The 19398-nt window shown below is 68.8% G+C and carries 14 protein-coding genes and 1 pseudogene; 6 read left to right on the forward strand and 9 right to left on the reverse strand.

All coding sequences use genetic code 11. The features are described 5' to 3' along the window. The first annotated feature begins 16 nt into the window (after positions 1 to 16). A complete protein-coding gene (locus tag LRR16_RS19690; protein ID WP_232206876.1) occupies positions 17 to 1534 on the forward strand; it encodes an NAD(P)/FAD-dependent oxidoreductase in 1518 nt (505 codons plus the stop codon). Between the two features lie 71 nt (positions 1535 to 1605). Here LRR16_RS19690 and LRR16_RS19695 read toward each other — a convergent pair whose 3' ends face one another. Then, on the reverse strand, positions 1606 to 2034 hold the full coding sequence (locus tag LRR16_RS19695) for a RidA family protein (RefSeq protein WP_232206877.1): 429 nt from the start codon (positions 2032 to 2034) through the stop codon (positions 1606 to 1608). Between the two features lie 119 nt (positions 2035 to 2153). Between LRR16_RS19695 and soxR the strand changes: the two genes are divergently transcribed. Beyond that, positions 2154 to 2777 carry a redox-sensitive transcriptional activator SoxR gene (soxR, locus tag LRR16_RS19700; RefSeq protein WP_370646858.1) on the forward strand — a complete coding sequence of 208 codons (624 nt, stop codon included), beginning with the start codon at positions 2154 to 2156 and terminating at the stop codon, positions 2775 to 2777. On the opposite strand, the gene LRR16_RS19705 is transcribed toward soxR, so the two are convergent. From LRR16_RS19705 to LRR16_RS19725, 5 genes are all read right to left on the reverse strand, one after another. Then, positions 2774 to 3634: a ChaN family lipoprotein gene (locus LRR16_RS19705; protein ID WP_232206878.1), complete on the reverse strand. Its 861-nt coding sequence runs from the start codon at positions 3632 to 3634 to the stop codon at positions 2774 to 2776. The two genes, soxR and LRR16_RS19705, sit on opposite strands and share 4 nt — an antisense overlap. Beyond that, entirely contained in the window at positions 3621 to 6809 is a 3189-nt protein-coding gene (locus LRR16_RS19710) for an efflux RND transporter permease subunit (protein ID WP_023263317.1), read from the reverse strand. The genes LRR16_RS19705 and LRR16_RS19710 overlap by 14 nt, the downstream gene beginning before the upstream one ends. Positions 6810 to 6813: 4 nt before the next feature. Next, positions 6814 to 8031, reverse strand: a complete 1218-nt coding sequence (locus tag LRR16_RS19715; RefSeq protein WP_006579530.1) for an efflux RND transporter periplasmic adaptor subunit — start codon at positions 8029 to 8031, stop codon at positions 6814 to 6816. 255 nt (positions 8032 to 8286) lie between these two features. Next, on the reverse strand, positions 8287 to 9459 hold the full coding sequence (locus LRR16_RS19720; protein ID WP_232206879.1) for an MFS transporter: 1173 nt from the start codon (positions 9457 to 9459) through the stop codon (positions 8287 to 8289). Positions 9460 to 9592: 133 nt separating this feature from the next. After that, complete coding sequence (locus LRR16_RS19725) at positions 9593 to 10615, reverse strand: D-2-hydroxyacid dehydrogenase family protein (protein WP_232206880.1); 1023 nt, start codon at positions 10613 to 10615, stop codon at positions 9593 to 9595. 696 nt (positions 10616 to 11311) lie between these two features. Between LRR16_RS19725 and LRR16_RS19730 the strand changes: the two genes are divergently transcribed. Beyond that, complete coding sequence (locus LRR16_RS19730) at positions 11312 to 13168, forward strand: phosphoenolpyruvate carboxykinase (GTP) (RefSeq protein ID WP_232206881.1); 1857 nt, start codon at positions 11312 to 11314, stop codon at positions 13166 to 13168. Positions 13169 to 13288: 120 nt separating this feature from the next. Here LRR16_RS19730 and LRR16_RS19735 read toward each other — a convergent pair whose 3' ends face one another. The 3 genes from LRR16_RS19735 to LRR16_RS19745 form a co-directional block, all read right to left on the reverse strand. Continuing rightward, a complete protein-coding gene (locus LRR16_RS19735; protein WP_006578346.1) occupies positions 13289 to 13639 on the reverse strand; it encodes a BrnA antitoxin family protein in 351 nt (116 codons plus the stop codon). Between the two features lie 391 nt (positions 13640 to 14030). After that, complete coding sequence (locus LRR16_RS19740; RefSeq protein ID WP_232206882.1) at positions 14031 to 14705, reverse strand: response regulator transcription factor; 675 nt, start codon at positions 14703 to 14705, stop codon at positions 14031 to 14033. Then, positions 14702 to 16150 carry a cache domain-containing protein gene (locus LRR16_RS19745; RefSeq protein WP_232206883.1) on the reverse strand — a complete coding sequence of 483 codons (1449 nt, stop codon included), beginning with the start codon at positions 16148 to 16150 and terminating at the stop codon, positions 14702 to 14704. The genes LRR16_RS19740 and LRR16_RS19745 overlap by 4 nt, the downstream gene beginning before the upstream one ends. Positions 16151 to 16559: 409 nt before the next feature. Between LRR16_RS19745 and LRR16_RS19750 the strand changes: the two genes are divergently transcribed. The 3 genes and pseudogenes from LRR16_RS19750 to LRR16_RS19760 form a co-directional block, all read left to right on the forward strand. Beyond that, entirely contained in the window at positions 16560 to 18632 is a 2073-nt protein-coding gene (locus tag LRR16_RS19750; RefSeq protein ID WP_006579437.1) for a carbon starvation CstA family protein, read from the forward strand. Between the two features lie 56 nt (positions 18633 to 18688). Further along, positions 18689 to 18892 carry a YbdD/YjiX family protein gene (locus tag LRR16_RS19755; RefSeq protein WP_006579436.1) on the forward strand — a complete coding sequence of 68 codons (204 nt, stop codon included), beginning with the start codon at positions 18689 to 18691 and terminating at the stop codon, positions 18890 to 18892. 223 nt (positions 18893 to 19115) lie between these two features. Next, a pseudogene (locus LRR16_RS19760) lies at positions 19116 to 19398 on the forward strand (hypothetical protein); the annotation flags it as partial.

A 19398-nucleotide genomic window follows, 5' to 3' on the forward strand; every position in this document is an offset into this window, starting at 1 on the left:
GCGGCAGGAGGCATAGATGACGAAGCGGCAGGCTGGCAACGACAACGAACGCAAGCGCGCAAGCAAGGTATCGGCCGAACCCCGGATGGAGCGCGTGCCGCGCGGCAAGGGCGCCGGCGCCGGGCGCGCGCGCCAGGCCGACTTCGTCGTGATCGGCGGCGGCTCGGCCGGCGTCGCCGCGGCGATGCGGGCCGCCTCGCACGGCGCCAGCGTGGTGCTGGTCGAGCGCGAGCAGATCGGCGGCACCTGCGTCAACCGCGGCTGCGTCCCCAAGAAGATGCTGAGCTACGGCGCGACCTGGGCCGCGATCCTGTCGGGCTGCCTGTCGCATACCGGCGGACGCGAGGACTGGAACGACGCCATCGTGCGCGTCAAGGCCGAGATGGCGCGGCTGCATGCCAGCTATACGCAGCGGCTGCAGGAAGCGGGCGTGCAGCTGCTGCGCGGCGAGGCGACCGTCAGCGCGCCGGGCGAGGTGCGCGTCGGCGGCGAAACGCTGCAGGCACGCCGCATCCTGATCGCCACCGGTTCACGGCCGACGCCGCTGCCGGTGCCCGGCGGCGAGCTGGCCAGCAGCTCGGACGACGTGTTCCAGTGGGACGGCGTGCCGGCCTCGCTGGTGGTGATCGGCGGCGGCTACATCGCGGTCGAGATGGCATCGATCCTGTCGCGCTACGGCGTCAAGGTCGACATGCTGGTGCGCGAGTCGCGGCTGCTGGAAAACTTCGACGAAGACATTGCGCTGGCGTTGGCCGAGGCGCTGACCGCCAAGGGTGTGCGGCTGCATCTGAATACGGAGGTGACGCTGCTCGACCAGGCCAACGGTGCGATCGAGGTCTGCTACAGGCAGGCCGAAGCGAGCGGGAACGGCAGCGGGAAGGGTGGCGAGAAGGGTGACGGGAAGGGCGGTGGAAAGAGCAGCGGCAAGGAACGGATCCACAGCGTGCGCGCCCAGGCGGCGCTGGCAGCGATCGGACGCGAACCCAATGTCGAAGGCCTCGGCCTCGAGGCACTGGGCGTGGCGCGCGGCCAGCGCGGCCTGCGCGTGGACCGGCAGTTCCGCACCAGCGTGCGCGGCATCCATGCGATCGGCGACGTCACCGAGGGACCGCAGCTGACGCCGGTCGCCATCGCCCAGGGCCGCTGGCTGGCGGACCGCCTGTTTGGCCGGCGCGGCGAGCGCGCCGACTTCGACGTGATTCCGACCGCGGTGTTCTGCGAGCCCGCAATCGGCAGCGTCGGGCTGACCGAGGCGGCGGCGATCGAAGCGGCTGGCAAGCCCGAGCGCATCGGCACACGCATCAAGCGCTTCGTCTCGCTGGAGAACCGCTTCGCGGGCAACCCGATGCCGTCGATGATCAAGGTGGTTTACAACGCCCGCAGCGGGCGCGTGCTCGGCGTGCATCTGCTGGACAACGCCGCGCCAGAGATCGCGCAGTCGATCGCGGTGGCGCTGCGCCTGGGCGTGCGGCTGTCGCATCTGCAAACCACGATGCCGCTGCACCCGACCGTCGCGGAGGAACTGTTCGGCTAAGCGGTTCGCCTGGAGCGGTTCGCCTGAGCGGTCCGGCTGAACTGTTCGGCTGAACTGCGGCGCGGCCGCGCCTAGCGCGACACCACCGCGGTCGCCTCGATCTCGAACAGCATGCCGTCGAGCGCCAGCCGCGATACCGGAATCAGCGTGCAGGCGGGCGGCGGGCGCGTGCCCCACATGCGCCGCAATTCGGCGCCGAACTCCTGCAGCCGTTCGAGCGAATGGTCGACGATCAGCACGGTCAGCTTGGCCACGTCGCGCAGGTCCGCGCCGCCGGCATGCAGCGCGATCTCCAGGTTCTCCAGCGCACGCCGCACCTGTCCGGCGAAATCCGGTGCCAGCGTGCCGTGCTGGTCCTCGCCGCCCTGGCCGCTGGCAAACACGATGCGGCCCGGCGCGGTTGCGACCGCGACATGCGAGTAGGCATTCGGACTGGGGTCGTAGAGGCCGTGCGGATTGACGAAGTGCAAGCTGCAGGTGGGACGGCGCGATTCGATCATGGCGGGAGTCTCGAAGAGGGAAACGGAGTGGCGCCAGTATCAAACCTCAAGTTGGGTTAAGGTCAACGGTGACCCTGCTAGCATTGGGACTTTCGCGCGAACAGCCTCGGAATGCCGCCATGCCAAGCCAGCCCTCCCACGACGAATCGACCGAACGGCCGCCGCGCCGAGGCGGCCCGAAGCCCGCCGACATGCTGTCAGTCGGCGAAGTTGCCGCTCGCACCGGACTGGCCGTGTCCGCGCTGCATTTCTACGAGTCCAAGGGCTTGATCCGCAGTACGCGCAGCGCCGGCAACCAGCGCCGCTATGCGCGCGCGGTGCTGCGCCAGCTCGCGGTGATTCGCGTGGCGCAGCGCATGGGCCTGCCGCTCGCATCGATCGCCGAGGCGATGGCGCGGCTGCCCGAAGGACGCGCGCCGACGGTGGCCGACTGGCGCCGGCTGTCGGCGGCATGGCGCGAAGACCTGGACGAGCGCATCCGCACGCTGACCCAGCTGCGCGACCAGCTCGACGGCTGCATCGGCTGCGGCTGCCTGTCGCTGAAAGCCTGTCCGCTGCGGAATCCAGGCGATACGCTGGCGGGACAGGGGCCATGGCCATACCTGATGGGCGGCGGCGCGCGCGGCCGTCACGATCAGGGCGCAGAGCGGGGCGGAGAGCGGGGCGGAGAGCGGGGCGGAGAGCGGGGCGCAGAGCGGGGCGCAGAGCGGGGCGGAGAGCGGGGCGGCGGCACGCGCGCCTAGCGCGGCGTCTGGCGCATCGCGCCGCATGGATCGGGGCGCCGCACCGGCGGCACCAGCACGACGCGGTCGTAGGCGCCGGCCTCGTCCGGCGCCGCCGCTTCCAGATACGCGATGGCCAGCACGTCGGCGGGCTTCCCACCGAGCCAGCGCGGCACGCCGATGTCCCTTCGCACATGCCCGTTGCCGGCCAGCAGCACCACACCGCGCGCGGCGTGCTCCCTTAGCGCGGCCGCCATCACCGCATCGCGTGCCGCCTGGGCGTTCAGCATGCCGGGCAACATCGCGCGGGGGAAATGGCCGCAATGGCTGTCGTCGAGCACGGCCGTCTGCGCAGCCGCGAGATCGGGCGGCAGCGGCCGCTCCAGGCCCAGCCGTTCACGCTCGGCCGCGCTGAACACCGCACCGCCGCGCATCACGCCGCGCGCATCGTCGCGCGACAGATTGGCCGCAATCAGCGGCAGGTCGTGCCGCAACGCCAGCGCGATGACCGGCCGGTACAGCGGCCACTCCCATCCGGCCGCGCCGGCCTGCGCGATCAGATGATCGACATCGCCGGGGCGCTCCCGACGCGCGCGGTCGAGATCCGCCTGCCGCTCGCGATCGAATTGCTCCATCGCGATCGCCGGCCGCCAACCCGCATCGATCGCCTCGGTCAATGACGCGAGCCGGCGCCGATGCCCTTCGGCGTTGTCGTGGACCTCGCCGAGCAGCACATAGCGGTAGGCGGCCAGCCGATGCGCGTCGCCATCCGGATGGGCAGGCGCCGCGCAGCCGGCAAGCAGCGCCAGCGCCGCGGAGAGCGCGGCGGTTGCCGCAACCTTCGCGCCGCGATGCGTTCCACGGTCAGCGGCCCGCATCCGCTCCCACCGTCGCGGCCACGCGGTTGCCATCCGCGTCGATCTCCAGCGGGCCGCTGCCGGAGAAGCGATCCAGCGCCAGGTAGATCACCGGCGTGATGAACAGCGTGATGACCTGCGAGAACAGCAGCCCGCCGACCACGGCAAGGCCCAGCGGCTGGCGCAGCTCGGCGCCGGCGCCCAGGCCGAGCGCGATCGGCAGCGCGCCCATGATCGCCGCCAGCGTGGTCATCATGATCGGACGGAAACGCAGCAGGCAGGCCTGGCGGATCGCCCGCGCCGGCGGCATGCCCTGCTCGCGCTGCGCCGCCAGCGCGAAGTCGATCATCATGATCGCGTTCTTCTTGACGATGCCGATCAGCATCAGCACGCCGATGATCGCGATCAGCGACAGCTCCACGCGGAACAGGAACAGCGTCAGCAGCGCGCCGACCGCCGCGGACGGCAGGCCCGCCAGGATCGTCAGCGGGTGGATATAGCTTTCGTACAGCACGCCGAGCAGCACGTAGATCACCGCGATCGCCGCGATCAGCAGGATCACCTGGGTCGACTGCGAGGACTGGAACACCGCCGCATCGCCGCCCCAGCTGGTGAAGATCTCCTGCGGCATCGCGGTTTCCTGCTTGAAGCGGTCGATGCGCGCCGACGCGTCGCCGAGCGCTGCGCCCGGGGCCAGGTTGAACGACACCGTGACCGACGGCAGCTGGCCCTGGTGATTGACCGCGATCGGACCGACGCGGCGCTCGGTGGTCGCGAACGCCGACAGCGGCACCAGCGTGCCGCTGGTGCTGCGCACATAGATCTTCGAGAACGCGGTCTCGTCGATGCGGTCGACATCCGCGGCCTGCAGGATCACGTAATAGCTGTCGATCGACGTATAGATCGTCGACACCTGGCGCTCGCCGAACGCGGTATAGAGCGCGGTGCGCACATCCTGCATCTGCACGCCCAGCGAGTTCGCCTTGTCGCGGTCGATCGCCAGCTGCGCCTCGAGGCCGGCCTGCTGCGAATCGCTGGTGACGTCGCGGAACAGCGGATCGGCGCGCATGCGGGCCATCAGCTTGTCGGCCGCGGTCTGCAGATTGCCCGACTGCACGCTCTGCAGCGTGTATTGGTAGCGCGCCTTGCTGACGCGGCCGCCCAGCTGCAGGTTCTGCACCGGCCGGAAATAGACGTTCAGGCCCGGAATGCCGGCGACGTCGCGGCGCAGCGACTCGACCACCTGCGGCATCTTCGGCCGCTCGCCGCCGGGCTTCAGCTCGATGAACATGCGGCCGGTGTTGATCGCGGGCGAGGGACCGCCGCCGATCGCCACCACGATGCTCTTGACCGCGGGATTGGCGCGCATCCGCTCGGCCGCGTCGCGCATCAGCGTCGACATCGCATCGAAGGAGATGTCCTGCGGGCCGTCGGCGTTGACCTGGATCTGGCCGATGTCCTCTTCGGGGAAGAAGCCCTTGGGGATCAGCACGAACAGCACCGCGGTCAGCACGAACGTCATGCCGGCCGCGGCCAGCACGGTCTTGCGATGGGCCAGGCACCAGTCGAGCCCGCGCGCATAGCGGTGCAGCGTGAATTCGAACAGGTTCTCGAACCACTGCGTCGCGCGCAGGCCGAAGCTCTGCTTCTGCGGACGCGCAGCGTGCGCCGGCGCATCGCCATAGGCATGCTGCGATTCGTCGACCGGCACGTTCTCGGCCGACAGGAAGCGCGCGCACAGCATCGGGATCAGCGTCAGCGACACCAGCGCCGATACCAGGATCGACAGCGACACCACCGCGGCGAACTCGTGGAACAGCAGGCCGATCACACCCGGCATGAAGAAGATCGGGATGAACACCGCCACCAGCGACACCGAGATCGACACGATGGTGAAGCCCATCTCGCGCGAGCCGACCAGCGCCGCCTTCAACGGCGCCATGCCTTCCTCGATATGGCGGACGATGTTCTCCAGCATCACGATGGCATCGTCCACCACCAGGCCGACCGCCAGCGTGATCGCCAGCAGCGACACGTTGTCGAGGCTGTAGCCGAACGCCTTCATCAGCGCGACGGTGCCGATCAGCGAGATCGGCAGCGACACCGTCGGGATCAGCGTGGCGGCGGCGCGGCGCAGGAACAGGAAGATCACCATCACCACCAGCGCCGCGGTCAGCGCCAGCGTGAACTGCACGTCGTGGATCGACTCGCGCACCGAACGCGAACGGTCGTTGACCACATTGACGTTGACCGAGGCCGGCATCTGCTGCACCAGCCGCGGCAGCGCGGCGCGGATCGCGTCGACCACGGCCACCGTGTTGGCGTCCGGCTGGCGTTGCACCGCCAGCACGATGGAGCGTTCGTTGTTCAGCCAGCTGCCGGTCTTCAGCGTCTCGACGCTGTCCTCGACCTCGGCCACGTCGGAGAGCCGCACCAGCGCGCCATTGGGCTGGCTGGCGACGATGATGTTGCGGAAGGCGTCGGCGTCGGCCAGCTGGCGGTTGGCCTGGATCGTCAGCATCTGGCGCGCGCCGTCGAGCGTGCCGACCGGTGTGTTGGCGTTGGCGCGCGAGATCGCGCCGGCCAGCTCGTCGAGCGTCATGCCTCGCGCAGCCAGCGCATCGGGACGCGCGCGTACCCGCACCGCGAAGCGCTTCTGGCCGTAGACCAGCACCTGCGCGACGCCGGGCAGCGTCGACAGCGTCGGCGCGATCAGGTTGTCGCCGAAGGCGTTCAGCTCGGCCAGGCTCATCGCCGGCGAATTGATCGCCAGCAGGATCACCGCCGCGTCCGCCGGATTGACCTTGCGGTACGACGGCGGCTCGTTCATCTCGGTCGGCAGCGAGCGCTGGGCGCGGAACAGCGCCGATTGCACGTCGACCGCCGCGGCATCGATGTCGCGGTCGTTGTTGAACTCGATCGTGATGCTGGAATTGCCCAGCGTGTTGGCCGAGCTGATCACCGACACGCCGGGGATCGTGGCGAACTGCTTTTCCAGCGGCGTGGCGACCGACGCGGCCATCGTCTCGGGGCTCGCCCCGGGCAGCCGCGCGGTGACCTGGATCACCGGCGAGTTGAAGCTGGGCAGCGCGGCGATCGGGATGGTCGGGTACAGCACGATGCCGGTGACGACGATCGCGATCGCCAGCAGCACCGTCATCACGGGACGGCGGATGCAGAGTTCGGACAGCGTCATGGCGTCAGTGCTTCCCGGGGGCGGGCGCCGCAGCCGGTGCGCTGGCCTCGCGCACCGCACTGCCCGGGCGCAGGTTCTGCACGCCCTCGACCACCACGCGCGTGCCGGCCGGCACGCCTTCGACGACTGCCGCGGCAGCGGTCGCAGCCAGCATCTTGACCGGCATCGACCTGACCTTGCCGTCGGCCTGCACCGCATAGACGAAGCGGCCTTCCGGTCCGGTCACCACCGACTGCGGCGGCACCGAGACCACGCCGGTCAGCGTCTGCACCACCGCTTCGACGCGCGCATAGGTCCCCGGCCACAGGCGCTGGGCCTCGTTGTCGAACTGCGCCTTGACGCGGATCGTGCCGTATTGCGGATCGACGGTGTTGTCGACGAAGGTGATGCGGCCTTGCACCGGCTCGGGATTGCCGTCGTTCGGCTGCGCGGTCACCGGCACCGGGCCGCCGCGCAGCGCGTCGCGCAGCGCGGCGAGCTGGCGTTCGGGCAGCGTGAAGGTGACGGCGATCGGCTGGATCTGCGCGATCGTCACCATCGGCTGGGCCGCGGTCGGCAGCACCAGCGAGCCGGGGAAGACGTTGATCACGCCGGTGCGGCCGCCGATCGTGGCGCGGATTGCGCCGTAGCTGACCGCGACGCGGCTGGCCTCGATCGCGGCCTGGTCCGCCCGTACCGTGGCCTCCAGCGCATCGACCTTGGCGCGCGCGGTGTCGACCGCGCTGCGCGAGATGAAGTTGCGTGCGACCAGTTCCTCGCTGCGCGCCAGCGAGCGGCGGGCGTCGGCCAGGTCGGCCTGGTCGCGCAGCAATTGCGCGCGGGCCCGGGCCAGATTGGCCTCGTCCATCCGGGTATCGAGCGAGAACAGCAGATCGCCAGGCTTGACGGTCTGGCCTTCGCGGATATGGACGGTGCGGACGGTGCTGGAGACCTGCGGGCGGACCTCGACGGTGGACAGCGCCGTCACGTTGCCGTTGACGCTGACCTGCAGCGGCACGTCGCCCTGGCGCGCCAGCGCGGTCGTCACCGCCACCGGGGCCGGTCCCTGCGCCTGCGGCCTGGCCGCGAACCATGTCTTCCAGACGTACCAGCCGGCCCCCGCCAGCAGCACGACCAATGCCAGCGCCAGCCAGGGCGACACACGACTTCTGCCGGTACCCATGGCCTGGCTCCAATTGCTTTCGACAAAGCCTTTGGCCTGGTCGATACCCTTCGATTTCATGCGAGGACCCTCTGCTGCGCCGCGCTGTGATTGCGCGTGTTCGCTCCCTTTTGTCGCCGTGCCCGCCCGGACGGCCACCGCCGGCTTCTGTGAACCGGTGGGCGGCCGGCCGCCCCCAGTGGTACCGCCATGGCGCCATCTCTGGCAAGCGTTGGCAGACGCGTCTGTATTACAAACGATTACAGGAGAGGGGCCGTCTTTGTATCAGGGATCAAACATTAGCAGAAAACGGACCTGGGGGGCCGGCCGGCGCGCTCAGGCCTGTTGCGGCGCCTGGCGCCGCAACCAGCGGCAGCCGAGCGCGCGGGCACGGGCGGACAGCAGCAGGGCGCCGAGCATCAGCGCGGCCGCACCCCAGTGCAGCGCCTGCGCGCCGGCGGTGGCGTAGATCGCCGCGCCGGCCATCGCGCCGATCGCCTGGCCCAGATAGATCGACGAGGAATTGAGCGAGATCGACACCGCCGCCCGCTCCGGCGCCAAGGCCACGAGCCGCGCCTGCTGGGCGCTGTTGGTGGCGAAGCCGCCCACGCCCCACAGCATGAAGATCAGCACCAGCGCGATCGGCCCGACGCCGGTCAGCGGCCACAGCAGCATCGCCGCCAGCGAGGTGCCCAGCGCCACGTGGACCACGCGGGCCGGCGTGGCGCGATCCATGCGCGCGGCCGCGACCACGTTGCCGAGCACGCCGCAGGCGCCATAGGCCAGGAACATCAGGCTCAGCGCGCCGCCGCTGACGCCATGGACGTCGCGCAGCATCGGCGCGATATAGGTAAACATCGTGAACATGCCGGCCGACGACACCATCGTCACGCCGACCACCATCAGCAGCGGCGTATGGCGCAGCACCGCGCCCCAGGCCGCGCGGCCCACCGGCGCCACCATCAGCCCGCGCGGCAGCACCCGCCACAGCGCGATCGCGACGGCCAGCGCCATCACGCCGACCACACCCATGCTGACGCGCCAGCCCAACGTGGTGCTGATCCAGGTGCCCATCGGCACGCCGACCACGCTGGCCACGCTCCAGCCGAGGAAGACGAAGCTGATCGCCCGGCCGCGCAGCTTCGCGTCGACCAGCAGCGGCAGCGTCGCCGCGGCCTGCGGGGTATAGATCGCGGCGCCGATCGCCGTGACGAAGCGCAGCACCACCAGCGCGCCGAAGTTCGGCGCCAGCGCCGAGGCCAGATGCAGGACGCCGTAGAGCGCGAGGGCGCCGACCAGCAGCAGCCGGCGGTCGATCCGCGAACCGAGCGTGGCGAACAGCGGCGCGCCGACGCAGCAGGCCAGCGCGAAGGCCGAGACCAGCTGGCCGGCGGTGGCGGCGCTCAAATGGAAATCGCCGGCGATGTCGTTCAGCATGCCGGTGACGATCATCGCGCCGGTGCCGATGACGAAATTGCCGACGCAAAGCGTCAGAAGCCTGGGATCCATGATGGGGATGCGAGGGGGAGATGGCGCAGAGGGGCCGCCCGCGAATCCCGGCAGTGTAGCGGTTTTGCGCCGATCGGGTCCGGCGCCGCCGCGGCCGCGGGGACCATCCGGTCCGCCGCGGCGGGGCGGTCCGTCAGCGCGCCAGCGCGGGCGTCAGCGCCTTCGGATTGACGACGCTGCCGTGCTCGCCGGCCAGCACGTCGAGGATGTTCTGGAACGCCGTGCGGAAATAGAGCTCGTAGCTGTCGCGCTCGACATAGCCCAGGTGCGGCGTGCAGATGCAGTTTTCCATCCGCAGCAGCGCATGGCCCTGCAGGATCGGCTCGGACTCGAACACGTCGACCGCCGCCATGCCCGGCCGGCCGCGGTTCAGCGCGGCCACCAGCGCGTTTTCCTCGACCAGCTCGGCGCGGCTGGTGTTGACGAACAGCGCGGTCGGCTTCATCGAGGTCAGGTCGGCCAGCTTGACGATGTGGCGCGTCTCGTCGTTCAGCCGCAGATGCAGCGACAGCACGTCGCTGTCGGCGAACAGCTGCTCCCTGGACTCGGCCACCGCGAAACCGTCCTCGCGCGCGGCCGTCTGCGAGCCCTCGCGGCCCCAGACCAGCACGCTCATGCCGAAGGCGCGGCCATAGCCGGCCACCAGGCGGCCGATCTTGCCGTAGCCCCAGATGCCGAGCGTCTGGCCCTTCAGCACTTGGCCCAGGCCGAAGTTCGGCGGCATCGTGGTCGACTTCAAACCCGACTGCTGCCAGGCGCCGTGCTTCAGGCTGGCGACGTACTGCGGGATCCGCCGCTGCGCCGCCATGATCAGCGCCCACGTCAGTTCGGCCGGGGCCACCGGCGAACCGACCCCTTCGAGCACCACCACGCCGCGGTCGGTGCAGGCATCGACGTCGATATGGCCGCCGACGCCGCCGACCCGGCCGGTCTGGCTGATGATCTTCAGCTTCGGCAGCTTCTCCAGCAGCTGGCGCGTGATGCGGGTGCGTTCCCGGATCAGCACCACGGCTTCGACGTCGGCCAGGCGCGCCGCCAGCTGGCCGACGCCCTTGACGGTGTTGTTGAACACCTTGACGTCATGCCCCTGCAACAGCTGGAAGCTGGCCAGCTTGCGCACGGCATCCTGGTAGTCGTCGAGAACGGCAATTTTCATCGTCGGATTCGGTGAGGCGGTTCGTTGAGGCGAGTTCGTTGAGGCGGTGCGTTCGACTACGGCGGTGCCATTGGCGCCCATTGCAGCCCGTTGAGCCCATTGACGCCGCAACCCGGTTGGTACGCGTGCCCACAGACCGGCATGCCGGCGGCCAGTAAGGTGGGCCACCAAAGTGCTGCGAAAAGCCATGGCGACACGGCGTTCCGACCGATTTTCGCGCCGTCCGCTTGCTGCAGAGCAAAAAACGGAGGACGACAGCGGTGGTATCCTTGCCGCCTTCGGTGACGTCCCGGATTGTCGGTCGAGCTTCGCTCCCGCAGCCGGGTTGTCGCCGGACAAAGCTTGACTGGCACCCGCTGCGACACGTCCGCGGGAAAACCGCCACTGTAGCGCAGCCGCAAGGTCCCCCGCGATCCATTGCCGACAGGATCGCGCCGGACTTGTAACGGGATGTGACGGTCCCGGGCGAGCGTGGTCGAAGACCGACCACCATGCGGCCGCCATGCGGGCAGAACGCCCGCCCCGCACGCGGAACCGCTTCCACAAGAAGTGGTCCCTCATGCATGCGGCCATGGCAGGCGCTCTCGTCGACTCCGCGTTTGACCCCGTGTTTGACCCGGCTGTTTGACGATTTTCAGAGCGCGGCCCCGGGCCAAGGCTTTGCCAAAGATTTCTTTTTTGCTTTGGAGTACCACCATGAACCACCCCACCATGCAAGGCACACCGGCGCTGAACGTTCCGGCCTGGGTCAAGCACCAGAAGCTGGTCGCCTGGGTCGCCGAGATCGCGGCGCTGACCAAGCCCGACAGCATCTACTGGTGCGACGGCTCGCAGGAGGAATACGACCGCCTGTGCGAGCAGATGGTCGCCGCGGGCACGATGAAGCGGCTGAACCCCGCCAAGCGCAAGAACTCCTTCCTCGCCATCTCCGACCCCTCCGACGTCGCGCGCGTCGAGGACCGTACCTTCATCTGCTCGCAGCAGCAGGAAGACGCCGGCCCCACCAACAACTGGATGCCGCCGGCCGAGATGCGCCAGACCCTGAGCGGGCTGTTCGATGGCTGCATGCGCGGCCGCACGCTGTACGTGGTGCCGTTCTCGATGGGGCCGCTCGGTTCGCCGATCGCCCACATCGGCGTGGAGCTGTCCGACAGCCCGTACGTCGCCGTCAACATGCGGATCATGACCCGCATGGGCCGCGCCGTGTATGACGTGCTGGGCGCCGACGGCGAGTTCGTGCCGTGCGTGCATACCGTGGGCAAGCCGCTGGCCGCCGGCGAGAAGGACGTGCCGTGGCCGTGCAACCCGACCAAGTACATCGTCCATTTCCCCGAGACACGCGAGATCTGGTCGTTCGGCTCCGGCTACGGCGGCAACGCGCTGCTGGGCAAGAAGTGCTTCGCGCTGCGGATCGCCTCGACCATGGGCCGCGACGAGGGCTGGCTGGCCGAACACATGCTGATCCTCGGCGTGACCTCGCCCGAGGGCAAGAAGTACCACGTCGCGGCGGCCTTCCCGTCGGCCTGCGGCAAGACCAACTTCGCGATGCTGATTCCGCCCAAGGGCTTCGAAGGCTGGAAGGTCACCACCATCGGCGACGACATCGCCTGGATCAAGCCGGGCAAGGACGGCCGCCTGTACGCGATCAACCCGGAAGCCGGCTACTTCGGCGTGGCCCCGGGCACCAGCGAGAAGACCAACTTCAACGCGATGGCGACGCTGAAGGAGAACGTGATCTTCACCAACGTCGCGCTGACCGATGACGGCGACGTCTGGTGGGAAGGCATGACGAAGGAAGCGCCGGCCCATCTGATCGACTGGCAGGGCAAGGACTGGACGCAGGAGATCGCGAAGCAGACCGGCGCCAAGGCCGCCCACCCGAACGCGCGCTTCACCGCGCCGGCGTCGCAATGCCCGTCGATCGACGCGAACTGGGACAACCCGGCCGGCGTGCCGATCGACGCGTTCATCTTCGGCGGCCGCCGCTCGACCACGGTGCCGCTGGTGACCGAGGCCCGCAACTGGACCGAAGGCGTCTACATGGCCGCCACCATGGGTTCGGAAACCACCGCCGCGGCCGCCGGCCAGCAGGGCGTGGTGCGCCGCGACCCGTTCGCGATGCTGCCGTTCTGCGGCTACAACATGAGCGACTACTTCGGCCACTGGCTGGAGCTGGGCAACAAGCTGGAAGCGTCGGGCGCCAAGCTGCCGAAGATCTACTGCGTCAACTGGTTCCGCAAGGACGAGGCCGGCAACTTCGTGTGGCCGGGCTTCGGCGAGAACATGCGCGTGCTGTCGTGGATGATCGACCGCGTCGAAGGCCGCGGCCAGGGCACCGAGCACGTGTTCGGCACCTCGCCGCGCTACGAGGACCTGCGCTGGGAAGGCCTGGACTTCTCGCCCGAGCAATTCCAGAAGGTGACCTCGATCGACCGCGCCGCCTGGGAACAGGAACTGGCGCTGCACGAAGAGTTGTTCACCCAGCTCAAGCACCATCTGCCGCAGGCGCTGTCCGAAACCAAGGATGCGCTGGCCAAGCGGCTGGCGGCTTGATGCGGTAGTCGCCTGACTTTGCGCTTGCCCCAGGCGAGCGCCTCGGCAAAAAAGAAGCCCTCGCGATTTGGTTCGCGAGGGCTTTTTTTTATCGAAAGCTGCCGTGTTCCGTAGCTGCCGTCATCCGCGCGGCAACATGCGGTGCGACCGGGCATAAGCGCGTAGGACATCATTGATCCGGCTCTGCCAGCCTTCACCAGTCGCTCTAAAGGCCTCGATGACATCTCGGTCGGCCCGCATATTTAGTGTGACCTTGCGCTCGTCCGCCGGCAGAGGCGGCCTTCCGCGCGGTTTCAGCAAGGCCTGCGCGGCCTTTTCGCCAACCAGGCTCGGAAGCACTTCCTTGGCCGGTCGCATGCTGGCCATTTCGTCGTCGGTCAGCGGGGGATTGTCCGGATCGGAAAGCGCGGCACGCGTGAGCGCTTCATCCTCGGCGTCAGTCGGTATGTGGATTTTGCGTTTCGTCGACATATTCGAGTACCTCTCGACGGTTGGCTTTGCATTCCCCGTGCGATCACACGTCGTTCGTTGTATTGACGCCGGGTGTCCTCCTTCAGAATGGCGGACTCCATATCGAACCATTCGGCGAAGCGCAGCGATATGCCATGTTTGGCCCGGTTGAGAACGTCCTTTGCGGGGTCGAATTCGAACTCCATCGGGGCGAATTTATTGTATGGGCAAAAAATAACCGGCGCAACGATTTTTTGCCTACACAAATATCTGCGCGCCGAGTCCTCGCGACGCCGCCTCCTGGTCGGCCTCCGCGACGGATCGGAGCGTACGGCCCGACCTTCCGGAGAGCTATCGGCAATGTCGCCCGACTATCACGTTGCGCTCTGCCGTCTGTCACGCGGCCCGCTATTCAACCTCCTGCCGCGTCGCCCCCCAACTGCTCCACCGCATACTTGACCAACCCCGCTCGCCCCTCGATGCCCAGCTTGCGCTTGAGGTTCAGCCGATGCGTCTCCACCGTGCGCACCGACACGCCCAGGGACGCGGCGATTTCCTTGTTGGCCAGGCCCCGGCCGATGCCGTTCAGGATGTCGCGTTCGCGCGGGGTCAGCGCATCGAGCGGATGCGAGGCGGGGCCTTCCTCGATCATGCGGCGGGCGATGCGGGCGCTGTAGAAGACCCGGCCGGCCAGCACCGCGTCGATCGCGGCCAGCAGTTCGTCGGCCGGGGCGTCCTTCAGCACGTAGCCGCGCGCGCCGGCGCGCATCGCCTGGCGGACGTATTCGAGGTTGTCATGCATCGACAGCATCAGCACCGCGATCTCGGGATGACGCTGGTGCAGCGCGTCGGCCAGCGCGATGCCGCCCATGCCGCGCATGCCGATATCGGTGATCAGCAGGTCCGGCAGCGCATCGGGCTGGCGGCGCGCCAGCCAGGCCAGCGCCGCTTCGCCGTCGTCCGCCTCGCCAACCACGGTCAGGCTCGGCTGCAAGGCCAGATGCATGCGCATGCCGTCGCGCACCAGCGTGTGGTCGTCGACCAGCAGCACGCGCGCCGGACGGTACGGTTCGGAATAGGAGCTCATCGGGACAGCGGGGAAGAGTGGGACGGGGCCGCGGGCGGCGCGTCCATCGTGCCGGCGAGCGCCAGCGTCTCTGGCGTCTCCGGCATGAACGCCGATGCCGGCAGGTAGGCACGGATGCGCGTGCCGCCGGGCGCGGAGTCGATATCGAATTCGCCGCCGAGGCTGGCGATGCGCTCGCGCAGGTTGCGCAGCCCGATGCCGCCGCGCGGGTCGCGCTGCACGCGCTCCAGATCGAAGCCGCTGCCGTCGTCCTGCACCACCAGCGCGACGCCGGACTCGGCATACGACAGCGTCAGCTCCACCCGCCGCGCATTGGCGTGGCGCTCGACATTGGTCAGCGCCTCCTGCGCGATGCGGTACAGCGCGGTGGCCGCCTCGTCCGACAGCGGCCGCGGCACACCACGGCAGTCGATATCGATGCGCAGCCCGCTGGCGTCCTGCATCTCGCGCGCCAGATGCTGCAGCGCGGCCTGCAGGCCCAGATCGTCGAGCAGCGCCGGGCGCAGGTTGCGGGCCACGCGCCGCACCTCGTTGAACACCGTCTCCAGCCGGTTCAAGGCCATGCCGAGCACCGGCGCCACCGCACCGCCGTCGGCCGGCGCCTGCGCGAGCCGGTTCAGCGCGGTCTCGAGCACCAGCTTGACCGACACCAGCAGCTGGCTGACGCCGTCATGCAGCTCGCGCGACAGCCGCGCGCGCTCATCCTCCTGCGAGCGCACCACGCGCTGCGCCAGCTGGCGCAGCTTGGCGTCGGCCTCGCGATGCTCGCTGATGTTCAGCGCCAGCCCGCCAGCGCCGACCAGCAGGATGCTGATCGCGGCGATCGCGCCGATCCACGCCAGCGTGGCGCGGATATCGGTCTCCGCACGCTTGTCGAGCTCGCGCAGCGTCGCCTCGACATCGTCCAGATAGATGCCGGTACCGAGCATCCAGCCCCATTCCGGCACCGCCACCACGTAGCCGAGCTTGGGCGCCATCTGGCGCGTCGACGGCTTTTCCCAGCGATAGCGCACCGCGCCACCGCCCGAGCGCGCCGCCGCGATCAGCTGCTGGATCGTCAGCGCGCCCTCGGGATCGCGCAGGTCCCACAGGTCGCGTCCGATCAGATCGGGCTGGCGCGGATGCATCAGGTTGCGCCCGCGCAGGTCGTACAGGAAGAAGTAGCCGTCCGGGCCGTAGTCGAGCCCCGCCAGCGCCTGCATCGCGGCCTGGCGCGTCGCCTCGTCGTTGCGGCCCGACTTGACCAGCGGCGCGATCGCGCTCTGCGCCAGCTGTACGTAGTGGCGCAGCTCGGTTTCCTTGCTTTGCAGGTAGGCGGCCTCGACCAGCGCGCGCTCGTGGCGGACCAGCGCGGTGGCCTGATAGTGCACGGCCAGCGCGATGCCGAGCATGGCGATCGCCAGCGGTGCGACCGCGAGCAGCAGGATCTTCTGGCGGAGTTTCATCGTGACCAGGGTAAACACGGATGCCTGGGAAGCGGCCTTTTACCGTCCCGTTGCGTAGTACTACGCAGGATCGCTGCGTAGTTACGCGCTTGTGCCTCGATTGGCGGGTGTCAATACTACACGCCGACGCGCGACCGGGCCCTGGGCCAGCCGCGGCGTCATTCGCAACGGGATGCGCCAGTGCCACCACCGGCGTATCACCCCGCCTGCCAGACAAGATCCGGACCGGAAGTCGAGGGACCGGGCGCCGCTGCTATCTGCGCTCTGGAGACAGCTTGCCCCCGATCACCCGCCATGCGTCGCCCGCCGGCGCGCGTACCACCGCGCGCGCTCAACGTGCGTGCCCACCGTCCACCGGCCCTTGTTCCTTCGCGGGCTTTGTTCCATGTGGTCTGAGGAGACCTTCACTATGAATCGCATCGGGCAACACCTGATGTGGCTGGCCGTCGCCGTGCTCGGCGCGTTTGCCTTCGCCACCGTTGCACTGTCGCGCGGCGAAGCCGTCAGTGCCTTGTGGATCGTGGTCGCCGCGATCTGCATCTATCTGATCGCTTACCGCTACTACAGCCGCTTCATCGCCGACAAGGTGATGCAGCTGGACCCCAAACGGATGACGCCGGCCTGGCGCCATAACGACGGCCTCGACTACGTGCCGACCAACAAGGCGGTGCTGTTCGGCCACCACTTCGCCGCGATCGCCGGCGCCGGACCGCTGGTCGGCCCGGTGCTGGCCGCGCAGATGGGCTATATGCCCGGCATGCTGTGGATCCTGGCCGGCGTGGTGTTCGCCGGCGCGGTGCAGGACTTCATGGTGCTGTTCATCTCGACCCGCCGCGACGGCCGCTCGCTCGGCGACCTGGTCAAGGCCGAGATGGGCACGGTGCCGGGCATGATCGCGCTGTTCGGCTGCTTCATGATCATGATCATCATCCTGGCGGTGCTGGCGCTGATCGTGGTCAAGGCGCTGGCCGATTCGCCGTGGGGCACCTTCACCGTGGCGGTGACGATTCCGATCGCGCTGTTCATGGGCGTCTATACCCGCTACATCCGCCCGGGCCGCATCGGCGAGGTGTCGGTGATCGGCTTCGTGCTGCTGATGCTCGCGATCGTCGGCGGCCAGTACGTGCACGAGAGCGCCACGCTGGCGCCGCTGTTCACCTTCGACGGCAAGGCGCTGACCTGGATGCTGATCGGCTACGGCTTCGTCGCCGCCGTGCTGCCGGTGTGGCTGCTGCTGGCCCCGCGCGACTACCTGTCGACCTTCCTGAAGATCGGCACCATCATCGCGCTGGCGATCGGCATCCTGATCGTCGCGCCGGAACTGAAGATGCCGGCGTTCACGCAGTTCGCCGAAGGCGGCGGTCCGGTGTGGTCGGGCAACCTGTTCCCGTTCCTGTTCATCACCATCGCCTGCGGCGCGGTGTCGGGCTTCCACGCGCTGATCTCGTCGGGCACCACGCCCAAGCTGCTGGAGAACGAAACCCACGCGCGCTTCATCGGCTATGGCGCGATGCTGGCCGAGTCCTTCGTCGCCATCATGGCGCTGGTGGCCGCCTCGGTGATCGAGCCCGGCGTCTACTTCGCGATGAACAGCCCGGCCGCGGCGATCGGCACCACGCCGGAAGCGGTCGCGGCCGCGGTGTCGAACTGGGGCTTCGTGATCACGCCCGACGTGCTGGTGCAGACCGCCAGGGATGTCGGCGAAAACACCATCATCTCGCGCGCCGGCGGCGCGCCGACGCTGGCCGTCGGCATCGCCCACATCCTGCACCAGGTGGTCGGCGGCCAGGCGATGATGGCGTTCTGGTACCACTTCGCGATCCTGTTCGAGGCGCTGTTCATCCTGACCGCCGTCGACGCGGGCACCCGCGCCGGCCGCTTCATGCTGCAGGACCTGCTGGGCAGCTTCGTGCCGTCGATGCGCCGTACCGACTCGCTGCCGGCCAACCTGATCGCGACGGCGCTGTGCGTCGGCGCCTGGGGCTACTTCCTGTACCAGGGCGTGGTCGATCCGCTGGGCGGCATCAACACGCTGTGGCCGCTGTTCGGCATCTCGAACCAGATGCTGGCCGCGGTGGCGCTGGTGCTGGGCACCTGCGTGCTGGTCAAGATGAAGCGCGGCCGCTACGCCTGGGTCACGCTGCTGCCGACCGTCTGGCTGCTGATCTGCACGCTGACCGCGGGCTGGCAGAAGCTGTTCCACGCCGACCCGAAGATCGGCTTCCTGTCGCACGCCCGCAAGTTCAGCGACGCGATCGCCCAGGGCACGGTGCTCGCGCCGGCCAAGACGATGGAGCAGATGCACCGCATCGTCTTCAACGACTACCTGGACGCGGGCCTGTGCGCGCTGTTCATGGCGGTGGTGCTGTCGATCGTCTACTACGGCCTGCGTACCGGCCTGCGCGCGGGCGCGCAGGCACGGCCGACCGCGCTGGAGACGCCGTTCGAGCCGCTGCCGGCCGCCGCCTCGGCGCAGCGCTGAGCCTGGTGCCGAGCCGAACGCCGTAACGTCAAACCCCACGCAGAGGAAGGAACGCCATGCTGGATCCGCTGAACAAGATGGGCCAGATGGGCCGCTACCTGGGTCAGTCGCTGCGCCTGATGGTCGGGCTGCCCGACTACCAGACCTATGTGGCCCATATGGAAAGCACGCATCCGGACCGCGAGCCGATGAGCTACGAGGAGTTCTTCCGCGAGCGGCAGGAGGCGCGTTACGGCGGCGGGCAGGGCAAGTGCTGCTGAATCCACCGGTCCTTCCCGCGAAAGCGGGAACCCGGCGCCGTTGAAAGCCACTGGGTCCCCGCATCCGCCGGGACGACAGGGTTGTCAATGGTCTGAAAGGCTGCCCACGGGCAGCCTTTGTTGTGTTTCTGCAGCATTAATAAAGGCTTACAGGCGGTTACAGCAATGTCCGTGCCCAAAATCTACACTTGCATCACAGTTTGGCAACCAGAGGAAAAACACTATGTCTCGCCGACTCGTTCGCAATATGACCGTGGCCCTCGCCCTGGCGGCATCGACGACGCTGCCTGCATTCGCGAGCGACATGAATAACGCACTGGGTGGCGCCCTCGGCGGCGTCGCCGGTGCAGCCGTCGGAGGCGCGCTGGGCGGCTCCACCGGTGCCGTGATCGGCGGCGCGGTGGGCGGCGGCGCAGGCGGCGCGATCAGCTCGAATCGCCGCGAGCGTACCGGCGCCATCCTGGGCGGCGCGCTCGGCGGCGGTGCGGGTACGGCGGCGGGCAACG

Source organism: Cupriavidus sp. UGS-1, from assembly GCF_021213615.1.
Taxonomy (GTDB): Bacteria; Pseudomonadota; Gammaproteobacteria; order Burkholderiales; family Burkholderiaceae; genus Cupriavidus.

Excerpts from the sequence above, each read along its gene's own strand:
- LRR16_RS19710 (WP_023263317.1), bottom strand. The coding sequence starts at position 6,809 with ATGACGCTGTCCGAACTCTGCATCCGCCGTCCCGTGATGACGGTGCTG.
- LRR16_RS19695 (WP_232206877.1), bottom strand. The coding sequence starts at position 2,034 with ATGATCGAATCGCGCCGTCCCACCTGCAGCTTGCACTTCGTCAATCCG.
- LRR16_RS19755 (WP_006579436.1), top strand. The coding sequence starts at position 18,689 with ATGCTGGATCCGCTGAACAAGATGGGCCAGATGGGCCGCTACCTGGGT.
- LRR16_RS19735 (WP_006578346.1), bottom strand. The coding sequence starts at position 13,639 with ATGTCGACGAAACGCAAAATCCACATACCGACTGACGCCGAGGATGAA.
- LRR16_RS19740 (WP_232206882.1), bottom strand. The coding sequence starts at position 14,705 with ATGAGCTCCTATTCCGAACCGTACCGTCCGGCGCGCGTGCTGCTGGTC.
- LRR16_RS19745 (WP_232206883.1), bottom strand. The coding sequence starts at position 16,150 with ATGAAACTCCGCCAGAAGATCCTGCTGCTCGCGGTCGCACCGCTGGCG.
- LRR16_RS19690 (WP_232206876.1), top strand. The coding sequence starts at position 17 with ATGACGAAGCGGCAGGCTGGCAACGACAACGAACGCAAGCGCGCAAGC.
- LRR16_RS19730 (WP_232206881.1), top strand. The coding sequence starts at position 11,312 with ATGAACCACCCCACCATGCAAGGCACACCGGCGCTGAACGTTCCGGCC.
- soxR (WP_370646858.1), top strand. The coding sequence starts at position 2,154 with ATGCCAAGCCAGCCCTCCCACGACGAATCGACCGAACGGCCGCCGCGC.
- LRR16_RS19720 (WP_232206879.1), bottom strand. The coding sequence starts at position 9,459 with ATGGATCCCAGGCTTCTGACGCTTTGCGTCGGCAATTTCGTCATCGGC.
- LRR16_RS19750 (WP_006579437.1), top strand. The coding sequence starts at position 16,560 with ATGAATCGCATCGGGCAACACCTGATGTGGCTGGCCGTCGCCGTGCTC.
- LRR16_RS19725 (WP_232206880.1), bottom strand. The coding sequence starts at position 10,615 with ATGAAAATTGCCGTTCTCGACGACTACCAGGATGCCGTGCGCAAGCTG.
- LRR16_RS19715 (WP_006579530.1), bottom strand. The coding sequence starts at position 8,031 with ATGAAATCGAAGGGTATCGACCAGGCCAAAGGCTTTGTCGAAAGCAAT.
- LRR16_RS19705 (WP_232206878.1), bottom strand. The coding sequence starts at position 3,634 with ATGCGGGCCGCTGACCGTGGAACGCATCGCGGCGCGAAGGTTGCGGCA.